The sequence below is a fragment of the Maribacter sp. UBA3344 genome, assembly GCF_002362375.1.
Lineage (GTDB): Bacteria > Bacteroidota > Bacteroidia > Flavobacteriales > Flavobacteriaceae > Maribacter > Maribacter dokdonensis.
In genome coordinates, this window is the sequence record NZ_DERI01000009.1 from 313,403 (window position 1) to 335,846 (window position 22,444).

At 35.8% G+C, this 22,444-nt stretch carries 20 protein-coding genes; 16 read left to right on the top strand and 4 right to left on the bottom strand.

The window, feature by feature from the left end; genetic code table 11:
- Positions 1-23: 23 nt before the first annotated feature.
- Both B2Z27_RS06500 and B2Z27_RS06505 read left to right on the top strand, forming a co-directional pair.
- Positions 24-524, top strand: a complete 501-nt coding sequence (locus tag B2Z27_RS06500) for a hypothetical protein (protein ID WP_286812997.1) — start codon at positions 24-26, stop codon at positions 522-524.
- A 200-nt stretch (positions 525-724) separates the two neighbouring features.
- Complete coding sequence (locus tag B2Z27_RS06505; RefSeq protein ID WP_286812998.1) at positions 725-1,597, top strand: sterol desaturase family protein; 873 nt, start codon at positions 725-727, stop codon at positions 1,595-1,597.
- Here the strand turns inward: B2Z27_RS06505 and B2Z27_RS06510 are convergent.
- On the bottom strand, positions 1,586-2,821 hold the full coding sequence (locus B2Z27_RS06510) for an exo-beta-N-acetylmuramidase NamZ family protein (protein ID WP_286813105.1): 1,236 nt from the start codon (positions 2,819-2,821) through the stop codon (positions 1,586-1,588). The two genes, B2Z27_RS06505 and B2Z27_RS06510, sit on opposite strands and share 12 nt — an antisense overlap.
- A gap of 3 nt (positions 2,822-2,824) precedes the next feature.
- On the opposite strand from B2Z27_RS06510, the gene B2Z27_RS06515 reads away from it, so the two are divergent.
- The 7 genes from B2Z27_RS06515 to B2Z27_RS06545 all read left to right on the top strand — a co-directional run bounded on the left by B2Z27_RS06515 (position 2,825) and on the right by B2Z27_RS06545 (position 10,627).
- Entirely contained in the window at positions 2,825-4,066 is a 1,242-nt protein-coding gene (locus B2Z27_RS06515) for an ABC transporter permease (protein ID WP_286812999.1), read from the top strand.
- A gap of 76 nt (positions 4,067-4,142) precedes the next feature.
- Positions 4,143-5,438: a M20/M25/M40 family metallo-hydrolase gene (locus B2Z27_RS06520; RefSeq protein WP_286813001.1), complete on the top strand. Its 1,296-nt coding sequence runs from the start codon at positions 4,143-4,145 to the stop codon at positions 5,436-5,438.
- Positions 5,431-6,216, top strand: coding sequence for an aldose 1-epimerase (locus B2Z27_RS06525; RefSeq protein WP_286813002.1), 786 nt, complete (start codon positions 5,431-5,433; stop codon positions 6,214-6,216). Before B2Z27_RS06520 ends, B2Z27_RS06525 begins: the two co-directional genes overlap by 8 nt.
- 27 nt (positions 6,217-6,243) lie before the next feature.
- The gene (locus tag B2Z27_RS06530; protein WP_286813003.1) at positions 6,244-7,017 is read left to right on the top strand and encodes an SOS response-associated peptidase; all 774 of its coding nucleotides are present in this window, start codon (positions 6,244-6,246) and stop codon (positions 7,015-7,017) included.
- A 3-nt stretch (positions 7,018-7,020) separates the two neighbouring features.
- Positions 7,021-7,365 carry a TfoX/Sxy family protein gene (locus tag B2Z27_RS06535; RefSeq protein ID WP_286813004.1) on the top strand — a complete coding sequence of 115 codons (345 nt, stop codon included), beginning with the start codon at positions 7,021-7,023 and terminating at the stop codon, positions 7,363-7,365.
- Between the two features lie 52 nt (positions 7,366-7,417).
- Positions 7,418-9,166, top strand: coding sequence for a SulP family inorganic anion transporter (locus B2Z27_RS06540; RefSeq protein WP_286813005.1), 1,749 nt, complete (start codon positions 7,418-7,420; stop codon positions 9,164-9,166).
- A gap of 54 nt (positions 9,167-9,220) precedes the next feature.
- Entirely contained in the window at positions 9,221-10,627 is a 1,407-nt protein-coding gene (locus B2Z27_RS06545; RefSeq protein ID WP_286813006.1) for an MBL fold metallo-hydrolase, read from the top strand.
- Here B2Z27_RS06545 and B2Z27_RS06550 read toward each other — a convergent pair.
- Entirely contained in the window at positions 10,622-11,986 is a 1,365-nt protein-coding gene (locus B2Z27_RS06550) for an exonuclease domain-containing protein (RefSeq protein WP_286813008.1), read from the bottom strand. The genes B2Z27_RS06545 and B2Z27_RS06550 overlap by 6 nt on opposite strands.
- A gap of 227 nt (positions 11,987-12,213) precedes the next feature.
- Positions 12,214-12,420 carry a hypothetical protein gene (locus tag B2Z27_RS06555; protein WP_058103771.1) on the bottom strand — a complete coding sequence of 69 codons (207 nt, stop codon included), beginning with the start codon at positions 12,418-12,420 and terminating at the stop codon, positions 12,214-12,216.
- Positions 12,421-13,150: 730 nt separating this feature from the next.
- Between B2Z27_RS06555 and B2Z27_RS06560 the strand changes: the two genes are divergently transcribed.
- From B2Z27_RS06560 to eutC, 6 genes are all read left to right on the top strand, one after another.
- Complete coding sequence (locus B2Z27_RS06560) at positions 13,151-13,891, top strand: hypothetical protein (protein WP_286813009.1); 741 nt, start codon at positions 13,151-13,153, stop codon at positions 13,889-13,891.
- Entirely contained in the window at positions 13,891-15,735 is a 1,845-nt protein-coding gene (locus tag B2Z27_RS06565) for a sensor histidine kinase (protein WP_286813010.1), read from the top strand. The genes B2Z27_RS06560 and B2Z27_RS06565 overlap by 1 nt, the downstream gene beginning before the upstream one ends.
- Entirely contained in the window at positions 15,732-16,352 is a 621-nt protein-coding gene (locus B2Z27_RS06570) for a response regulator (RefSeq protein WP_286813011.1), read from the top strand. Before B2Z27_RS06565 ends, B2Z27_RS06570 begins: the two co-directional genes overlap by 4 nt.
- Positions 16,353-16,736: 384 nt before the next feature.
- Positions 16,737-18,053, top strand: a complete 1,317-nt coding sequence (locus B2Z27_RS06575; RefSeq protein WP_286813012.1) for an amino acid permease — start codon at positions 16,737-16,739, stop codon at positions 18,051-18,053.
- 1 nt (position 18,054) lies between these two features.
- Positions 18,055-19,425, top strand: coding sequence for an ethanolamine ammonia-lyase subunit EutB (locus B2Z27_RS06580; protein ID WP_286813013.1), 1,371 nt, complete (start codon positions 18,055-18,057; stop codon positions 19,423-19,425).
- Complete coding sequence (eutC, locus tag B2Z27_RS06585) at positions 19,422-20,162, top strand: ethanolamine ammonia-lyase subunit EutC (RefSeq protein WP_286813015.1); 741 nt, start codon at positions 19,422-19,424, stop codon at positions 20,160-20,162. The genes B2Z27_RS06580 and eutC overlap by 4 nt, the downstream gene beginning before the upstream one ends.
- A gap of 2 nt (positions 20,163-20,164) precedes the next feature.
- Here the strand turns inward: eutC and B2Z27_RS06590 are convergent, their stop codons facing one another.
- Positions 20,165-20,395, bottom strand: a complete 231-nt coding sequence (locus B2Z27_RS06590) for a hypothetical protein (protein ID WP_058103767.1) — start codon at positions 20,393-20,395, stop codon at positions 20,165-20,167.
- A gap of 219 nt (positions 20,396-20,614) precedes the next feature.
- Here B2Z27_RS06590 and B2Z27_RS06595 point away from each other — a divergent pair, with 219 nt between their 5' ends.
- Entirely contained in the window at positions 20,615-22,405 is a 1,791-nt protein-coding gene (locus tag B2Z27_RS06595) for an alkaline phosphatase (RefSeq protein WP_286813016.1), read from the top strand.
- Positions 22,406-22,444 lie beyond the last annotated feature (39 nt).

A 22,444-nucleotide genomic window follows, 5' to 3' on the forward strand; every position in this document is an offset into this window, starting at 1 on the left:
ACTATTCAACCAAAACTTTATTGATGAAACGTACCCTTTATTTTTCTTTATTGATGATTTCCTTATTGGTAACCTATACTTCCGTTGCGCAAGAAAATTTTAGAAATACTGAGGTTATAAAAACTGTTTTTAATGCCCTGAAAACTCAGAGTGAAAAAGAATTTTTAAAAATCTTACCTACTAGAAACGAAGTGGAATATTTGATTCCAATGGTCAAAAATGCTCAGCCCAATGAAAATGTTCCTTCAGTAGATACCATAATTTCAAGCTTTGAGATTAAAGCTATCGAGAATTTTAAAAACATTAGTAAAAGAGGAAACTCTTTCGGGGTATTGTGGAAAGATATTATTTTAGAAAAAGTAAGTTATAAAAGTAACCCTGACCATAACGTGCCTATTGAAAGAGGAAGTATTACCATGGAGTGTTCAAGTAACGATAAGAAGTTTCTGATCGTTTTAAAAAAGTCATATAAAATACAAGATACTTGGCGGGTAATGGACCCAATAAAGTTTACCTTGTTGTAAAATTCTAATTTTTTAATGTCATTAATTCAAGGATGACATGGTATAAGTATCCTGTATTTGTAGCGGGTTAAATCAATAAAACTTTATTATATTACGTAATTAATTACAAAATCATTAGAATTTAAATATTTTACTGATGATACTATAATTGAGTTGCAGGTTGATTTCTGCAGTTTATAATTTAACTACTTATTTATTTAATGGAACAGTTAATAACCTATTTTGAATCGATACCTGCTGTACACCGCTCTTTAATTTTGGTGGGTGGTATTACCTTTTTCTGGATACTGGAAGGTATTGTCCCCTTATACAATGGTGCTTATAATAAGTGGAAACATTCCGTACCCAATTTCTTTTTTACCTTGACCACCATAATCGTAAACTTTCCGTTGGCATTTTTTCTTTTGAAAACGTCTGACTGGACGGTTGCCAATGATTTCGGAATTATTAATTGGTTGCCAGAAATGCCACTATGGGCTTATGTGTTTTTAGGTGTTGCCTTGCTTGACCTTATAGGGGCATATTTGGCGCACTTGGTAGAGCACCGTGTAAAACCGTTGTGGATGGTTCATTTGGTGCACCATACAGATCATAATGTGGATACTACTACAGCAAATAGACATCACCCTTTAGAAAGTTTGATCAGGTATATGTTTACCCTTGTTGGGGTTTTTATCGTTGGTGCGCCTATAGGCATTATAATGTTGTACCAAAGTTTATCTGTAGTATTGTCGCAATTTAACCATGCGAACATAAAATTGCCAAAAAGTGTGGACAAAGCTATTAGTTGGGTGTTGATTTCGCCAGATATGCATAAAGTGCATCACCACTACGTGTTACCATATACAGATTCTAATTACGGTAATATTTTTTCTTGGTGGGATCGTTTGTTCGGTACGTACATGCATTTAGATCGAGAGAAAATTATCTACGGCGTAGACACTTTTCCGGATGAGGTTGCCAATGGTAAAATTGGACCATTGTTAAAATATCCATTTGTTGGGTACAGAAAACCTACCACAGATGGTAGTAATCTAGCGGATGTGGTTAATGAACAGCCTTTAGTAAAGTAGATACTTTGCCCTTATTTTTTTAAACTTTTCAATGTCTTCTTGCCAAGTCGTTTTAATTTCGGCATTGGTAGCACCGGCTTCAATTTGTTTTTGAAGTCTATTATTGCCTGCGTGTTTGGTGAATCCGCTCGTTAAAAAGAATTTACTTTTGTCCAAGGTATTGGTATAGGCGTCAATAATAAAATCCATCGTTACTTGGTTCATTCGTTCGGTATTCGATAAATCTTTGCCGTAACAAAGTTTTCCCTCTTCCTTTGGGTATTTAGAACCAAAATTTGGTTCAGGAGTATAGGTGAAATCATACACTTTTGAATCTAAAAATGACGCTCCATAACGTTGAAACTGAAACTCCGTTCCACGCCCGGCATTGATATTGGTACCTTCAAACATTCCTAAACTCGGGTATAGGGTAATTGAAGTATCGTTAGGCAAGTTTGGCGAAGGTCTAATGGGTAAACTGTAGAACATGTCATGCGCCCAGTTTTCAAGAGGAATTACTGTTAGATTTACTTTTTTATTTCCTTCAAGCCACATTTCTTCATTGATCATATTTGCATATTCACCAATGGTCATACCATACACTAAAGGTATTTGGGTCATGCCAAGAAAAGAAGTGTGTTCTGCTTCCATCGTTGGGCCATCTACATAATGTGCGTTCGGGTTTGGTCTATCCAATACCAAAACGGGAATACCTTTTTCTGCACAAGCCTCCATCACTAATTGCATGGTAGAAATATAAGTGTAAAAACGAACGCCCACATCTTGTATATCGAACAGCACTAAGTCTAAACCCTCTAATTGATCCTGGTTTGGTTTTCTATTTTTTCCATGTAAGGATATCAGTTCTAGCCCTGTCTTGATGTCTTTGCTATTGTTCACGTGTTCACCGGCATCAAAATTCCCCCTAAATCCGTGTTCTGGGGCAAAAACGTGTTTGATGTCCACACCTAAAGATAGTAGGCTATCAACCAAATGGGTGTGACCTTCGGTTTTAAAAATGACACTGGTCTGGTTGGCGACAACGGCTATTTTTTTTCCTTTTAAAATTGGTAGATAGGCTTCCGTGCGGTTAGCGGCTACAACTATTTCTTTTTTCTCTTGTACTATTTGTGGCTCGGTTTGGCTTTGCGTGCGCTCGGCTACATTTTCGGAATCGTTTCCGCAAGTAGCCAATACCAAAAACCATAATAAAACTGTACTTTTGAAATTGGATAAAAATAACATCATTTGAATCTAGAATATTTTATCGCCAAACGGCTTATAAAGGGTAAGGAGCATAAAATTAGTATATCCGCACCAATAATAAAAATAGCTATTGCCGCAATTGCTATTGGGGTGGTTATGATGTTGATCGCTATTGCTACGGGTTTGGGTTTAAAAGAAAAAATCCGTGAAAAAGTGACCGCTTTTAACGGTCACGTACAAATCTATAATTACGATAATAATAATTCTGAAGTATCTGTGGTACCTGTGAGTACGGAACAGGAGTTCTACCCGGATTTTAAAATGGTAGATGGGGTGCAACATATTCAGGCGGTGGCCACCAAGGCAGGTATTATAAGAACGGAAGATACTTTTGAAGGTATTATTGCCAAAGGTGTTGGCAAGGATTATAATTGGAAACCGTTTGAAGAGTTTCTTATTGACGGGGTGTTGCCAGATTATTCCAGGGAGTTGAATTCAGATGTGCTGATTTCCAGGATAATGGCAAATCGACTCAATTTTAAAGTGGGCGACTCGTTCTTTACTTTTTTTCTACGGGATGATGCAGCGGATAAAATACCCAATCAGCGGAAGTTCACCATTACCGGTATTTTTGATAGCGGATTTGAAGAGATTGACGGACTCTATATTTTCACCGACATAAGGCATATTCAACGCATGAATAAGTGGGAAGATACCGAAGTTGGTAATTTTGAGATATTCTTGAACAGTTTTGATGATATTGATCAAAAAGCAAATGAGATTTACGGAGAAACGGTTGCTAGTTTAGATACCAAGACCATAAAAGATAAGTACTATAAAATTTTTGAATGGATCGGACTTTTTGATTTTAATATTGCCCTGATCATAGGCATTATGATTATAGTTGGCGGTATTAATATGATTACTGCATTGTTGGTGCTTATTTTAGAACGAACGCCCATGATCGGTATATTAAAGGCATTAGGTACCACAAATTGGAGTATTAGAAAGGTCTTTTTATATAATGCGGCTTATTTGATTGCGGTAGGTTTGTTTTGGGGCAACCTTATAGGTTTGGGTATTATCTTTATTCAGGATTGGTTTAGGGTATTTAAATTTCCAAATCCAAAGGAGTATTATATTGAGTACATACCTGTAAGTATAGATCTGTGGACTATTCTTCTTTTAAATGCGGGGGTATTGTTGTTATGTTTATTGATGTTACTGATTCCATCATATATAATAACTAGAATTACACCGGTAAAGGCGATACGATTTGAGTAGTATATTATAATAAGCTTGTTCCATATTTAGTTTAGGTTAAATCCCTTTTTGGTAAATTTGGTGTAAAACAGACCACATGCATCAAAAGTTACTTTTTACACTATTTACATTGTTGTTAGTGACCACTAGCAATGCGCAAAAGCTTTCTAAGAACGAAAAGAAGGTTGTAAAAACCATCGAAAAAAATAATGCCCTGGCAATTTCATTCTTGGAGAAAGTCGTCAATATCAATAGCGGAACTTTAAACCTTAAAGGGGTAGAAATGGTAGGAAAAGAGTTTGCTACTGCTTTTACTGAAATTGGTTTTGAAAGTACGTGGATTCCCATGCCCGAAGAAATGAATAGAGCGGGACATTTATTTGCGGAGATTAAAGGGACCGAAGGAAAGAAATTATTATTAATAGGTCATTTAGATACGGTTTTTGAAGAAGATAGTCCGTTTCAAACATTTAAAATGGTGAACGATTCTATTGCCCATGCGCCGGGAGGTAATGATATGAAAGGTGGCAATGTCATTGTGCTCTATGCATTAAAAGCATTACGGGAAAACGGATTGCTAGATGATGCCCAGATTATAGTAGCTTTTACCGGAGATGAAGAAAGTACTGGTAGTCCATTGGAAAAAAGTAGGCATGATTTAATTGAGGCAGCCAAACGAAGTGATATTGGTCTGGGTTTTGAAACTTCTACAGGTTTCAATTATGCTACCGTTGCCCGTAGAGGATCATCTGGCTGGAAAGTTGAAGTGGAAGGAAAAAGAGCGCATTCATCGGGTATTTTTAGTGAAGACACGGGTGCAGGTGCCATTTTTGAAATGTCAAGAATATTGAACGGTTTTTATACCGATGTTAAGGGGGAAGATTTATTGACCTTTAATCCTGGAACTTTAGTGGGAGGAACGTTTGTTGAATTTGATGAAATGACCAGTAAGGGTAGTGTGTTCGGTAAGACTAATGTAGTAGCCCAAAAAGCAGAGGTGCGTGGCGGATTACGTTTTATATCCGAAGAACAAAAAGAACGTGCCCGTAACAATATGAGAGCGGTTGTTGCCAACAATTTACCACATACATCGGCAAAGGTGACTTTCAAAGATAGTTATCCGGCAATGCAACCTACAGAAGGAAATAAAGCTTTGTTGGCAAAGCTAAATCAAGTAAGCCTTGATTTGAAACAAGGTGAGGTAATTGCATATGATCCCGGTAAAAGAGGAGCGGCAGATACTTCTTTTGTAGCGGAATATGTAGATTGTTTAGACGGGTTGGGTACTATGGGAAATGCTGCCCATACTCCTGAGGAAACCGTGAACTTAAATACAATAGAAGCATTAACAAAAAGAACGGCATTATTAATTTATAGATTGATAAATGAGTAATATAACAACATTAAAAGTAGGTGACCATCAGGTTAAAATTGAAGCTGGAGAATTGGTAGGCTACCGAGTTTCTGGTCATGAGTTTATGCATCAAAAAGGGAACCCTGGTTGGCGAAGTGTAGATACTGAAATGTTTCCGTTGATCGGTCCTACCAATGAAACGGACTTTAAGGTAAATACTCCAAAAGGATTTGCTACCCAAGATCAACATGGTCTATTGCGTGAAATGGAATATGTGCTTACCGATAGCACCGATAGTAAAGCCGTATTTTCTAAAACATATAGCGCGAATACGGAGATTTTAAACTCTAAATATCCAGCAAAATCAACTGCAGAAAAGTTGAGTTGGCCTTATGATTTTGAGTTCGTAAAAACACTTGAATTGGTGAACAATTCGTTAGAAGTTACGTTTTCTATTTCAGGAGAGGAAGGTATGCCTTTTATGTTGGGTTATCATCCGGCATTTATGCTACATTCAGAAAATGCCGTAATCACAACGGGCAATCAAGATATTACAATTCCAGAAGTAATGGCGGTGGGTAGTAGGGCACTACAAGTGCCTAAAACGGATACCATTACCTTAAAAGATGAGAAATCTATTCAAATAACATCTGAAGGGTTTAGCCATTTTATGCTTTGGACAGAGGTGCCAAATATGGTTTGTATAGAGCCGATTACCTTTTATCCATATGCCGTGGCACAACAGAATTTAGCGGAAGGATTTATGGTGCTAAAAGATGAGCCTGCCATTTTCAAGGTAAGTTTAAAACCATTGTAGTCAAAAATTACCGTTAAGAACAGACGTATGTGTTATGATGTGAAAACCAGTTTGGAAGCGCAGCTAAAAAGAGCGAAACGTAATCAAGATTTAAAGGCAATTGAAGAAATTGTTGAAAAATTAGGACCGTTGACCGATCTACCGCTTCATCATGCATCGGGGTTTTCGCATCCAGAAGTGTTGATCTACACTAATCAGGATCGTTTTTATCCCATAGTAGCTACTTGGGGTTTAATTCCGCATTGGGTAAATAATGTAGATCAACAAAAGAAAATTTGGAACAGTACATTAAATGCTCGGGTAGAAACCATTTTTGAGAAACCCGCCTTTAGGGATGCAGCTAATGAGAAACGTTGTATACTTTATGTGGACGGAATTTATGAGCATCATCATTTTAAAAATAACACCTATCCATTTTTCATCCACCGAAAAAGTAATGAACCATTAGCTTTGGCTGCATTATGGTCTGAATGGATACACCCTGAACATGGTGGTACTATCCATTCTTTTTCAATTGTAACCACTGTTGGTAATGGCATGATGTCTAAAATTCATAATAACCCTAAATTAAAAGAACCCCGTATGCCATTAATACTATCCGATGATATGGAAGAGCAATGGCTTTCCTCTCATTCGGATTTTGAAAAGGAGTTAAAAGAACTATTGAACAGAAATGACAAGGTGGAATTAGAGGCGCATACCGTGGGCAAGCTTCGAGGTAAAAATTATGCAGGCAATATTGCTTCAATTGCCGATGAGGTAAAATACATGGAACTTGAAACTAACGAATTGGACTTTTAGAAAATGGCATACAGTGAATATTTGGCAGATAGGGTAAGGCCAAGATTAAAGGGCAAAGGGTTTGTAGAGGAGAAGAAAATGATGGGCGTGCTCGTTTTTATGGTTAATGGGAAAATGTGCATAGGTATTATGTTCGATAAAAAAACCGAAGAAGACAAGTTAATGGTACGAGTGGGAAAACTCAATTATGAAGAACTGCTAAATAAACCGGGTAGTAGCCCAATGGATTTTACGGGTAAGCCTTCACGCGGTTTTTTGTTTGTTGGACCAGGTGGGTTCGATAATGAAAATGACCTGGATTTTTGGGTGGCGAAAGCTTTGGAGTTTAATACGCTTTTAAATACATGATCTTGGCTGTCAAATAGGCTTTCATGCCCTATGAAATGATTAAATTTACGGCGTGAAAAACATTTTTCCTTTTCTGGATTGGATTTCATCCTATAAAAAAACCGACTTTGTAAAAGATTTGTTGGCGGGTATTACCGTAGGTATTGTATTGGTGCCACAAGGTATGGCATATGCAATGATAGCAGGTTTGCCACCCGTACATGGTCTTTATGCCTCTTTATTTCCTGTCCTTGTTTACGCACTTTTAGGCACCTCAAGAAAAATAGCGGTTGGTCCTGTGGCCATGGATTCACTTTTGGTGGCTGTAGGATTGGGTACTTTGGCTATAACCGGGGTAGAAAACTATATAAAAATGGTGGTGGTACTTGCTTTAATGGTAGGTGTTATTCAGTTTTTGTTGGGGGTTTTGCGAATGGGCTTCTTGGTCAATTTTCTTTCAAAACCGGTAATTAGTGGTTTTACATCTGCCGCGGCTATTATAATTGTTTTTAGCCAAATGAAACATTTGTTGGGTATTTCCGTAGTAGGAAGTAACAGAATCTACAAGACCGTAATTAATATTTTTTATAAGCTAGGAGAAATAAATTATGTGGATTTCTCAATCGGTCTTGTTGGTATAGCCTTGTTGCTTGGGTTTAAAAAGTGGGCCAAGAATATTCCCGGTATATTAATTATCGTAGTGTTGGGGATTGTGGCGGTTTACTTTTTTCAGCTAGAAACTTACGGAATTAAATTGGTAGGAAACGTACCTAGTGGATTGCCATCTTTTATAATGCCTACATTGAATATTGAAGATGTAAAGCAACTGGCGCCAATTGCTATAGCATTGGCATTGGTGGGCTATTTAGAAGCTATTTCTATAGGTAAGGCCATTGAAGATAAAACGGGGGAAGATACCATAAAGGCAAATCAAGAATTAATAGCCTTAGGATCATCAAATATTGTGGGGTCTTTTTTTCAAGGGTATCCAGTGACAGCAAGTTTTTCTAGATCGGCAATTAGTTTTGATGCTGGTACAAAAACCAATTTAAGTGCTATTTTCAGTGTTATTTTGGTGGTGCTGACCTTACTTTTTTTAACACCGTTGTTTAAGTTTTTACCGAATGCTATTCTGGCTAGTATCATTATGGTATCCGTAGTAAAACTTATAGATATTAAGTACTTTAAATATTTATGGTCAAACAGAAAAGATGAATTTTTTGTGATGCTAGTGACTTTTTTAATCACTTTGTTCATCGGTATTACACAAGGTATATTAATAGGTGTTCTATGCTCTTTATTGCTAATGGTCTATAGGACTTCTAAACCCCATTTTGTAGAGATTGGTAATATTGGCAATTCCGACTATTATAAAAACGTCATTCGTTTTGCGGATGAGGTGGTGGTGCGTAATGATTTGTTGATCGTTAGGTTCGATTCTCAGTTGTATTTTGGTAATTCAGCTTATTTTAAAAAGCAATTGCTTAAGCATATAAAGGCAAAAGGTCCGGCACTTAAAGGAATTATTTTGAATGCAGAATCTATAAATTACATTGATGCTACCGCTGCGGATATGTTGACTAAATTAATACACGATATTAGGGAACGTGAACTGCAATTTTACATTGCAGGCGCCATTGGACCAACAAGGGATATTATTTTTAGTACAGGTATTATAAAGGAATTACAGCGAGAATTTTTGTTCGTAAAAACAAAAGAAGCTGTCGATTTCTTTGATGATCCAAATGAGATATCCTTATTGGCCGCGAAAGTAGCCTATGAAAATAGTAGAATGGCCAAGGCCAAAAGCAATATAAATTAAAAAAATCTTGTACCTTAAAGGTGTAGCGATTGTTATAATATAAAGTAGTTTAGTATGAATATAAAACAGATATATACAGGTTGTTTGGCTCAAGGAGCATATTATATTGAGAGTGAAGGGGAAGTTGCCATTATAGATCCGTTACGTGAGGTAACGCCTTATATTCAAAGGGCTGAAAATGACAATGCCAAAATCAAGTATATATTTGAAACCCATTTTCATGCAGATTTTGTCAGCGGGCACGTAACGCTTTCAAAAGAAACAGGAGCTCCTATTATTTACGGTCCCACCGCTAACCCAAATTTTGAAGCTATCATTGCCGAAGACGGTCAAGAATTTAAGTTGGGCAAGCTCACTTTTAAAGTGCTTCATACACCGGGGCATACTATGGAAAGTACTACTTATTTGTTGCGTGATGAAAATGGTAAAGATCATGCAATTTTCTCTGGAGACACCTTGTTCTTAGGTGATGTGGGTAGACCTGATCTAGCACAGAAATCTGCTGATATGACCCAAGAGCAATTAGCAGGTACGCTGTTTGATAGTTTGCGTTCTAAAATAATGCCTTTGGCTGATGATGTTACCGTATATCCTGCGCATGGTGCCGGTTCTGCATGTGGTAAGAACATGATGAAAGAAACGGTGGATACCTTGGGTAATCAGAAAAAAATGAATTACGCTCTTAGAGCGGATATGACCAAGGAAGAATTCATTAAAGAAGTAACCGATGGTCTATTGCCTCCGCCTAAATATTTTCCTTTAAACGTAAAAATGAATAAGGAGGGATATGAAGATATAGACGATGTGCTTGATCGTGGTAATGTTGAATTATCGCCCGATGCATTTGAAAAAGCGGCTAATGATACCGAGGCTTTGGTGTTAGATGTTAGACACCAAGATGAATTTGTAAAAGGTCATATACCAAGGTCCATATTTATAGGATTGAACGGTGATTTTGCTCCTTGGGTGGGCGATTTAATTGCCGATACCAAACAGCCTTTACTATTGGTGATTCCTGAAGGTAAAGAAGAAGAGGCTATTACTAGATTGTCCCGAGTAGGTTTTGATGCTGCCATCGGATATTTAAAAGGCGGAATAGAAGCTTGGAAATCGGCAGGGAAGGAAGTAGATCAAATAACTTCTATTACGGCACCTGAAGCCAAAACTTTAATAGATAAAGGTAATGCCGTTTTTGATGTGCGTAAAGATGGTGAGTATTTAAGCGAGCATTTGGCAGGTGCAGTTCATACTCCATTAAGTGAATTGAACAAACATTTGTCCAAATTTCCTGAAAAGGGAGAATTTTTGGTGCATTGTGCAGGTGGTTACCGTTCTGTTATAGCATCTTCTATTTTAAAAAGTCGTGGTATTCATAATCTCATCGATGTTAAAGGTGGCTATGGAGCATTGAAGAAAGAAGATTTGGAGAAGACGGACTATGTGTGCCCTACTACGCTATAATTGAAAAATAGTATTGGGGTGTTTTCTTAAATAGCTTTCTACGATACGCTGGGTTTCTAACGTATTTTTTTGCGGTGTAATGAACATTTCTAGGTCTTCCATTTGTGAAATAGCCACTTCGGTAGGTGCAAAGCCGTAACCGGCGTAGTTATTTTCTTTAATGATTACAAAGCCGTTTTCGTCCAAAGTTCTGCCTTTGGTCTTAATAACCAAGGTGGAGGAAACATCTTTAATGTTTTGTATAGCATTATGAACGCGTTCGTTATACTCATCCACCATTTCTAGGTCAGAACAAATACCAAGGCATTGTTTTATTTTGTAGTGAGAACATACGTCCACATTTTCTTGCAGATGGCAATATTTTGGGCAAAGCTCAAAAGTGCTACACAGGGTTTCTAAATATTGTCTGGCCTCCGTTGGGCTATAACAAACGGCAATAGGGTTGGGAGTCATTTTTATCTTATTGAACGCCAAGTGGTAAATACCATTGCGGTCAACGTAAGTGAAAATACCATATTGTTGAATAGACCTTTTTTGAGCACTATTGTACTTGGGGTAATAGTGTTTAATTTCGGCAGATTCCTTTAAAAGTGCAATAAGTTCATTACCTGTTTCCTCATAATCTAAAGAAGCGGTTTCAGCGCAAAGAACCAATTCTTTCGTTTTTTTATCATAAAAATGCCCAAGCACTCTTTTTTTGATGTTTTTTGCCTTACCAACATAAATAATCTTTCCCTTTTGATCTTTAAAATAATAAACACCGGGGGTCGTAGGTAATTTTAAAAATTCTTCTTTTGGTAAGCCGGGTGGTAGTGTAGCTTCTTGAGATTTGGCATTGAGAAATTGCTTGAAAACAATTTCAGCATTTTCAGTTCTCAATAATTTATGAAATAAAAGTACGGTGGCATGAGCATCACCCCTGGCACGGTGCCTGTCAGTTAATGGTATGCCTAAGGCGCTGGTTAATTTTCCTAAACTATAAGAATTGTAGCCGGGCAATAATTTTCTTGATAAGCGTACGGTGCATAATTTTTTTCTAGAAAAGTCATGCCCAAGCAGTTTAAATTCATTTTTTATGACATTATAATCAAAATTGACGCTGTGCGCTACAAAAATGGTGTCTTTGGTAATGTCAATAATCTGTGGAATAATATCCTCTAACAACGGGGCATTACGTACCATATCATTATCAATACCTGTAAGTCCGGTAATAAAAGCGGGAATCTCACATTCCGGATTTACTAGTGAAGTGAATTCGTCAACTACCTCATGACCATCATATTTAAAAATAGAAATTTCGGTAATTTTATTACCCTTAATACCGTTACCGGTAGTTTCTATGTCAATTATCGTGTACAAAAAAGTGAGGAATATCTAATCATTACAAAGTTAGTTGAAAATGAGTTAGAAAGGTAATTTGTTTTATGGTAAAGGAAACTTAGTAGGTAGAAAACTAACTATTATTTAGTGGTATAAAAGTTAAAAAGCATTTAAGTACAGTGGCGCTTCTGACAAATATATACACTTAGATATAGATGTGAAGACATCTAGGGAAAAATCGGAGTCTAGTAGGATGAAAGAACCTATTATTTTCCCTTATTGTTTTGGGCATCTATTGAGGTTACACTAGAATTTTGGGAATTCATGTTATCCTCTAAAATATTGGTTTCAACATTCTCACGTACTACGTAATCTGAAACTAGGTCGTAGTCTTTACCGCAAGAAGATAAACTTAATAAGAAAACAATGGCTGCAACAGGGACGAAAAAGGCTTTGGTAAGGTGGAATTTCATGTAAATGTTGGTAAAATTTATCTCGCTAAAAAATTAACGCAATCCGAAAATATTTAAACTTTATCCATTAACGACGAAAAGTTGAATTTATTCGATGAAATGCACACTAAATGTTATTAACACTAATTGTTAATAATTTATCAGGGTATGATATAAGGTGATTTGTTAATGTAATGGGTGTAGGTTGCAGCTGTTTTATCCATTAATAATATAAAAACCAAGCCCTTCATTTTCGTTGCTTCTCTAGTTCCCCCGATTTCGATAGGCAATTTCCATGAAGGGCTTGGTCTAAAATATATTCAAGGTTTTAGCAAAATCCAATTCCTTTCTATTTCTGTATTTATAATGTAGTTTAATAATCGTTAAAAGCTCAGTTTCGGTTAATTCATAGCTATTCTTTAACGATTTATCTTTCGTTCTCCTATTCTGGCTAAAATTTGAAGTTCTTCTTTTTGTCTTTGCATTTCACTTAGGTTAAATCCGTCCTCTTGTGGGGAGAACGGATTTTTACAACTAACAACTACGCTCTATTGAACCTGATTGATTACCGGGTAAAACTATTGGAAGTTAGGTATCTGTACAATACCCAGTTACGGGTATTTTTTCATGTATTAATACTTTGATTGATCTTTAATTTTTAGTTCTTTTAAAGAATATACCGTGTATTGGGTATAGTATTTTTTAATTACTTAATTCATATTTGAAAAACCAAACCAAAATATAGGATACAATGAAAATGCATAAAGAAGTTACCAGTTTCGCCATTTTAATTTTATTTCTTTTCACATGTAAAATGAGTGTTGCTCAAAAAAAAGAATTGCCCGTGGGTGGTGAACAAAGAATAATCCTAAAGAAAATTGACAATAATCCATTTCAAGAATACAGTTCCACCATTGATTTGGCAGATAGTCGTAAACAGCTTGTTATGGCAGGGCAAAATTATCAAACCAATTATGGTATTTATGCCAAAATAGAAATGGTAAACTCTGTTTTGGGTGAAGAATATAGGACTTTGAAAAATATTGATTTTGAAATAGTAAATTATAAACCAACTTATTTTATTGGGATAGATTCAGTAGTTGTTTCCACAACAAGGGCATTAGATGGGCTAACCTTTATAATTTATACGCGAGCGTTAAGTGATAAGTCAACTTATAATTTGGGTAAAAATGAGTTGAAAAATATTCATTTTGAAAACGGTAGTTATTTACACTCAGAACGTATTTTAAATCCTATGTTTCCTGAAATTAATGAGTCAGGTTTTCCAGTTTTGCTAAATGATGGGCGAATAGCTTGTAAACCAGATAATGGTAAAGCTTTTGATTTTGAGTTTTTCTATAAGGATGGGCGCTTGGTAGTGCGAAAAGAAGATTATGATAAAGAAGATTTGAATAAAGTATATAATAATGAAATTGCATCGACCTTACCTGGTAAAAGATGTAGTTCAAGTTTTAATAAGATTATGTTTTAATGTTAAGAATTTTCGTAGTACTTATTTTATTTAATAGCTCTGATCTCTTGTCTAACAACAAAGGAATTCATGGGTTTTTTGACGCTACAAAAAATAAGAATTATGATTTGGCAGTTAAAATAGCTGAAAGTCAAGAGCATCTTAAACTTAAAAATCATTTAAGCCTGCTTGTAAACCTTTTGATGGAAAAGGATGCTATTTCTAACCATGAAGTAAATTTGGAAATTGGACTAGACACAGAGTTAAATTTTATAAAATACTTAATCTTAGGATATCAATCTACTTTTAAGGATAAGCAAAATAATTTAGAGGCTTTTAAAAATTTTTCCAAGGCTATTAAAATAGCCGATGAATTAAAGGAGATAAAGTTAATTCGCGCAGCACATATAGCTATGTTGGATCTGTTCGCTGGTGAAATTTTTATAGGGAGCAAACAATATGAGCCGTATTTAGATCGGTTTATGAATATTAAAGAAGATCAAACAGATGAAGCTTTAATTATATTTTATAAATTGATTTTTTCTTCAAAAGGTATTGATAATATTGATGCACAATATTATTCTAACTACAAAAAATTAGATTCTATTTTCCAGGATTTTTCTACAACTCATGCCTTTTACCCCGTTTACTATTATGAAAAGGGTATGTTTTATAAAATAGAGGAAGATTTTAATAAAGCTGAAGATTTTTTTATAAAAGCAGATAGTCTTCTAGGTGATAGTAATCATGTTAGGCACTTTAGAAATAAAATTGCTTGGCAATTAGCATACGTTTACCTTCAAAAAGGCCAAAATGAAGAATCTAAAAGGTATTTGAATTTATCAAAAAAGTATTCTGATAGGTTAAGGGAACAGTTTTATGAAAATAGGTTGGCTTCATTTATCCACTATGATGAAGATAAATTTGACTCTGCTTATCACTATCTGCGTAAATCGGTAGATATCGAATATGAATTGGGTTATAAAAATAACACCTTAGAATCGTCAATACTTACGGTTCAAAACCAAACCGATAAATTAAAATTAGATAAGTTGGAGTTAGAGACTTCCAATGTTAAAATAAGGAACTGGGCTATATTTCTAGGAACACTTTTAATTTTAGGATCCTTAATTGGTATTTTAATACATAAGAATACCAAACGTAAACAGTTATTGGCTGAACAAGAGAAAACCTTGCAGCAGCAAAAAGTTTCTAACTTATTGAAAGAACAGGAGCTTGCTACTATAGATGCTATGGTAGAGGGGCAAGAAAAAGAACGGCAACGTGTTGCCAATGAGCTTCATGATGATTTAGGAAGTTTAATGGCTGCGGTAAAATTGCAATTCAATTCGTTGGAAGCTTCAGATAAAAAAGAGAATTTAGAAACTTTTGCAAAAACAGAATTACTCATAGATGAAGCTTATGGTAAAATACGTGCAATTGCACACGCAAAAAATTCCGGTTTAATTGCTAAACAAGGGTTGTTGCAGGCTGTTAAACAAATGGCGGAAAAAGTATCTATAGCTAGCGGAATCAACATTTTAGTGCATGATCATGGGTTGGATAATAGGCTAGAGAATAGTATAGAACTTATGCTTTTTCGTATCATTCAAGAATTGATTACCAACGCAATTAAACATGCCGAAGCTACCGAAATGAATATTCATATTACAAACCATGGAGAAACACTCAATATTTTGGTAGAAGATAATGGTAAAGGTATGCTTGTAAATGCTATTCAAGCAGATAGCAGTGGTATGGGCTTAAAAAGTATAGATAAGCGTATTAACCATTTGCATGGAACCATGGACGTGGAGTCTGAGTTAGGAAAAGGGACAGTAATTATTTTAGATATACCGATATGATAAGACTAGTTATTGCAGAAGATCACCAAGCTCTAATTGATGGATTAGAATTACAGTTGAAGTATGAGGACAATATCAGTATAGTTGGTACCGTAAACGATGGCGAAGCATTGTTGGATTTGGTCAGATTAAAAGAACCCAATGTTGTTATTACCGATATTAGAATGCCAAAGTTAGACGGTATTCAAGCAACAACCGTTATTAAAAAGGAATTTCCTAAAATTAAGGTCTTGGCGTTTACTATGTTCGATCAAAACGAGGCTGTTTCTCAAATGCTAGAAGCAGGAGCAGATGGATATATTTTAAAGAATACTGCATTAAAAGAAGTGCTAGCCGCTATTAATGCTGTTTATGAGGGTAAAACGTATTACGATAGTAATATTACCGTGGCAAATAATTCAAAAACAGGGAGTTCATCTAAAAGTTTACTGACTAAGCGGCAAACAGAAATTTTACACCTTATTGCCCAAGGTAAAACGTCACGTGAAATAGGTGCAGAATTGTTTATTGGTGTTCACACAGTAGATACACATAGAAAAAATATGGCAAGAATTTTAGGTTTAAAAGGAAAGGGAGAGTTATTGCGTTATGCTATGGAAAAAAAATACAGATTTTAAATTTGAAGTACCAATTAAAGAACTATCGTGATAACCCTAAAATAGTCATTGGCTTTTAGAGGATTTAAAGTTTCCTTGATGTTTAGTTAAACTTGATCCTAATAAATGAATGCATCTTTGCAGCGAGTTTAGAATAAGTTTGAGTTAGTTGAAAAAACCGGCATATCCTCATAATGTGTCGGTTTTTTGTGTCTTGACTTTACCACAGAAACTAAAAATTTGGTAGTCTTAAATTATCGCTTTTTAATTATGGACCTATTATTTTTATTGATTTCATACTTCTATGTCAATTCTTATTTATTATATCGGTGTTGGGCTTAAGCTATCATAATTAATCTTAGCTTTAAGGTGAACGTTGATATCCATCACCTTACTCTTACTTTAATGAAGATTACTGAAAAACCTGCTGTTTCTAAGAAAATTGGAGTTTTTGCAATTTGGGCAATTGGTGTTGGGATGGTGATTTCAGGTGAATCTTTCGGCTGGAATTTAGGTTGGGCCATTACCGGACCATTATGGTTTTTTGTTCCTGTGGCAGTTGCGGCTTTAATGTACTTTGGGCTAGTGCAAAATTTAATTGAATTGGCATGTGTACATCCTAATGCCAATGGTCCGCATTCTTATGTCGAAAAAGCTTTTGGTCAGAAATGGGGTTATTTTGTAGGGTTGGCAATTTTGTTTGAATTTTTATTTGCCACTCCTGCTATTGCCAGTTCTCTCGGTGAATATTTAGGGTTTTTAATAGATGATTTAACGATGTCTCCCTGGATAGCTACACTTTTTATATTATTTTTCTCTATCATAAACCTCTTTGAAATGCATGTTGGGGTGCGTCTATTAGTGATTTTAACCTTATTGGCCATTGCGGAATTATTTTTGTACCAAGGTTCTGTCGTTAGTTCTTTTCAAGTGGAAAATCTCATGAATTCAGGAGTGGGGTCATTAGATGTTGAGCGTTTTGTTCAAGCCATACCATATGCTATTTGGTTGTTTTTAGCCATTGAAGGGATATCGCTTATGACCAAAACGATTGATAGAAAGGGGTTTAGAAAAACAATTACCAGGGGGTATAATCTCGCTTTTTTTACCTTATTGACTTTGGCGCTTTTGGTGTTATTCCTTGCCGCTGGAGGTATAGATTGGACATTGCCAGAAAGTATGGATATACTTACTGAAAATCATCCCATGCCTGCATCTATGGCATTGATATTGGGGAAAGAGAATTTTTTAGTGCAACTATTTACATTTATTGGGCTATTTGGACTCATAGCTTCCTTACAAGGAATTGCTTTTGCGGCAACTACGCAGCTAGAGCCCTTGCTGCCGGATTTAAAAATCAAAGGGGTTTCTAAAAGAGCCGTTGCCTCTGCGTTGGTTTTTATTATTAGCCTCGTCGCTATTTGGAGTAGCCAAACCGGATTTTTAATTGAACTGTCGGTTTTTGGGGCGGTATGTATGTATTTGGCGGTAAGTGCATCTTTGTTGGTTTTAAGAAAAAGGGAAGACTTGGTATCTTCGGTATCTGAGTTCGATTGGTATCGACATTCAGATTTTAACCCTATTTTCTCAACCGTTAGCGCTATGACTGCTGTAATTATTTCGCTAATTTGTGTATTGGCTTTTGCATACCTTCAATTTACGGCGTTTGTTATTTTTATTGCTTGTAGCTTGGTGTATGTATTTTTAATCCGGAAAAACTAGCATGGCTTATCAATTTACATTGGGAAAACAGAATTATCTTTTTGATGATTTGAAATCTGTTTTGGCAAAAGCGAGTCCGTTACGATCGGGCGATGCTTTGGCGGGTTTGGCAGCCGCTAGTAATACGGAAAGAATTGCAGCTCAGTATGTGTTGAGTGAATTGCCCCTAAAAGTTTTTTTAAATGAAACAGTAGTTCCTTATGAATTAGATGAGGTTACTCGGTTAATAATCGATACCCATGATGTCAAAGCTTTTGATAACATTTCTCATTTTACGGTAGGTGACCTTAGGGATTGGTTGCTAGAAAATACTACATCTGGGCAAAATATTTTAGAAGTTAGCAAAGCATTGACTCCAGAAATGGTAGCTGCCGTATGTAAGCTAATGCGTAATCAAGATTTGATTGCCGTCACTTCCAAAATTCAAGTAATTACCCGTTTTAGAAACACGGTCGGCTTAAAAGGTCATGTTTCGGTGCGCTTACAGCCCAATCATCCTACGGATGATATGAAAGGGATTTTAGCAAGTACGATAGACGGATTATTGTATGGTTGTGGAGATGCGGTTATTGGTATTAATCCCGCAACCGATAGTCCTAGTGTGACTATTAATCTATTGAAAATGCTTGATGATGTTCGTTTAAAATATGAAATACCTACCCAGAGTTGTGTGTTGTGTCATGTAACTACGGCTTTACAGATTATGGATAAAGCTCCGGTCGATTTAGTATTTCAATCCATTACCGGTTCGCAAAAGGCCAACAGTTCTTTTGGTATCGATCTACAAGTTTTAATGGAAGCTCATGATGCTACTTTGGCTTTGGCGAGAGGTACGATTGGTAATCAGTGTATGTATTTTGAAACCGGTCAAGGGTCCGCTTTATCTGCAAATGCCCATCATGGTGTTGACCAGCAAACAATGGAGGCAAGGGCTTATGCGGTCGCTAGACACTTTGATCCTTTTTTAGTAAACTCTGTGGTTGGTTTTATTGGTCCGGAATATTTGTTCGATGGAAAACAGATTATCCGTGCGGGATTGGAAGATCACTTTTGTGCCAAAGTTATGGGCTTGCCTATGGGTATGGATGTATGTTATACCAACCATGCAGATGCCGATCAAGATGATATGGATAATTTATTGACTTTATTAGGAGTAGCCGGATGTAATTTTTTTATGGGTGTACCCGGTACAGATGATATAATGCTAAACTACCAATCTACCTCTTTTCATGATGCAATGTATTTACGTAAGGTTCTTGGTAAAAAGCCAGCACCGGAGTTTGAAGCTTGGTTGTTGAAAATGGGTATCATAGATGAAGCGGGTAATAAATGTAGCATAGATGACGCGAATAAATTGCTGTTGAAATTATGAGTAAGGATTTAACCATAGCCAATAAATGGCAGCAATTAAAAGAACACACTAAGGCGAGAGTAGCACTAGGCCATGTGGGTACTAGTTTGCCTTTGAGCGAAGTACTGGCATTAAAACATGCATATGCAATGGCAAAAGATGCTATTGTAACCAAGTTAGATGTAGAGGGGCTATCCCAAAAATGTAAAGCGCAGGAAATACCATATCAAACATTTAAAAGTAGAGCAAGCGACAGGCTTGAGTATTTAAAGAGACCTGATCTTGGCAGACAATTACTGTTTAATACTAATTTAACTAAGACTGAAAAAGTCGATATTGTTTTTGTCATTACTGACGGACTTTCGGCAAAAGCTGTAAATACTTACGCCTTTAAAGTTTTAAATCATCTTTTACCAAATCTGAACGACAGCTATACTTTCGCAATTACACTCGTGGAACATGGGAGAGTTGCAATTGGTGATGCGGTAGCGGAATTTTACCATGCAGATTTTGTAGCAGTATGTATTGGTGAAAGACCAGGTTTGTCATCACCTGAAAGTATGGGTATTTACACCACGTATCATCCGAAAATAGGCTTTACCGATGAGCGTAGAAATTGTATTTCAAATATTCATGCCAACGGACTAAGTGGTAAACAAGGTGCTCAACTTTTGCAGTATTTAATTGAAAAATCATTCGCTTTAAAAATAAGCGGAGTAACATTAAAGCTTGAAGTTGGTGAAATATTAAAAATCTAGTTTTATAGCTTCACTTTTATTTCCTTTATTCTAAAGGCTTGTGTTCTAAGTAGATTTTGAAAAATACGAACAATTCTTTCTTGGTTTTCCTCAGGTATACGCCCTCCTATAATCCAATTCTTCTTAGCGTATTTGGTACTTTCCAAGTTGAACTCAGCCATTAAGCATTCTAAAGCTTCTTCGCGAGTTTCGTCGTTCATTTTACTGAACATTTGTTTAATATTTTCGGTCATTGGTGGTTTTGGTAGTTTTCAAAAATAAATAAAAAAGTCTTTCAGCTGGCTAAAAAAAATAAATAGATATGAGCATTTTGATAACAACTTAATGTTTACTTGATATTAATTTAAGATAATTAAGAAATTTAGACCTCACTTTTGCAAACCATAGAAAATAGCTTAGGTATAATAATATCTAATGTTTGTTGACCAAATTTCTTCTTTATATAATTATTTATGAGACTTTTAAAATTACCAATAGTTTGCTTATTGTTCATTAGTGTATATGCGGGTTATACACAAGAATTTAAAGTGCATTCCCATAACGATTACAAGCAAAATATTCCTTTTTGGAAAGCTTTGGGCGCAGAGGTGCAATCTGTTGAAGTTGATGTGTTTTATAAGGACGGAAAATTGTTGGTAGCACATGAACAAAATGAAATTCAAGAAAACCCAACCTTGGCTCGACTTTATTTAAATCCCCTTCAAGAGGCTATAGCCTTAGGGTTGCTTAAAAATAAATCTTTACAATTATTGATAGATGTAAAGTCAAACGCACATAAAACGTTAAATGCTATAGTTGCTGAATTGAAAGAATACCCAGCAATCATTAATGCCGATAATGTAAAAATTGTTATCTCGGGTAACCGCCCAGATTTGAAAGAATATATTGATTATCCTGATTTTATTTTCTTTGATTATCAGAGTTTGCAGCCTGTAAACAATACTGAAGTGCTTAAAAAAATTGCGTTGATAAGTTTAAGTTTTAAAAACTATTCTGAATGGAACGGTAAAGGTAGACTTACTTCTCGGGACTTTATAAGTGTTACTGAAGCTATTAATAAGGCACATGCTTTAAATAAGCCTTTTCGTTTTTGGGCAACACCAGATTCAAAATCTGCTTGGAAGGCTTTTGTAAACATGGGTGTAGATTATATAAATACGGATATGCCCAATGAATGTGTTACATATGTTACTTCCTTAAAAGACAGAGTAGTGCAAAATTCTGTTTTTTCTAAAGTGTATTATCCAAATTTTAAAGTAGATCAAGCAAAACGGGTTCCAAAGAATATTATTCTAATGATAGGTGACGGTAATGGGTTAACGCAGATATCGTCTACTGTTTTAGCAAATAATGGAGAATTGTCCTTAACGCAATTAAAAAGTATAGGTTTTATTAAAACACAATCTGCAGATGATTTTACCACAGATTCTGCGGGTGCAGGTACAGCGATAGCTACAGGGCAAAAAACAAATAATAGGGCAATAGGTACTAATAAGAAAGGTGCGACTATTCTCAATCTCACAGAAATATTATCTGAAAAAGGTTTTTATACAGGGGTCATTACTACAGATGAAATTACTGGGGCAACACCTTCTTCTTTTTATGCGCATAGAACGGATAGGGGTATGGCGGCAGAAATAGCCTCTGACTTAAAAATCTCTAAATTAAAACTGTTTATCTCTCAGCCAACAAAAACGGTAAAACATATTGATGATGCCGGTTTTGTAATGAAAACCGATATAAACACTATAGGCGCAAGTGAAGATGAAAAAATAGGAGCTTGGTTTGATCATTCCAATGAAAACGTGACCGAATCAAATGTCCAAAAATTGGCTTTGGCCACCAAGAATGGAATTTCATATTTGAATAAAGAGAAGCCTTTTTTCTTAATGGTAGAAGGTGCAAAGATTGATAGTTATGGTCATGCCAATGATATAAAGGGTGTTGTTACGGAAAGTATCTCTTTTGATAGGGCGGTATCAGAGGCTATAAAGTTTGCAGATGAAGATGGTAATACCCTAGTAGTGATTACAGCAGATCACGAAACTGGCGGGTTGACCATACCGCAAGGTAATGTTGTTAGGCATGAGATTGAGGCGGATTTTACCACTCATGACCATACCGGCACTATGGTTCCTGTTTTTGCTTACGGTCCCATGTCTCAGGAATTTCAAGGGGTGTACGAGAACAATGAAATTTTTGATAAATTATTAAAGGTGTTGAAAATTGCTGTTAAAAAGTAATTTGCAGAGCACTATCCGCTCATTAGGTTAAAGAGATCA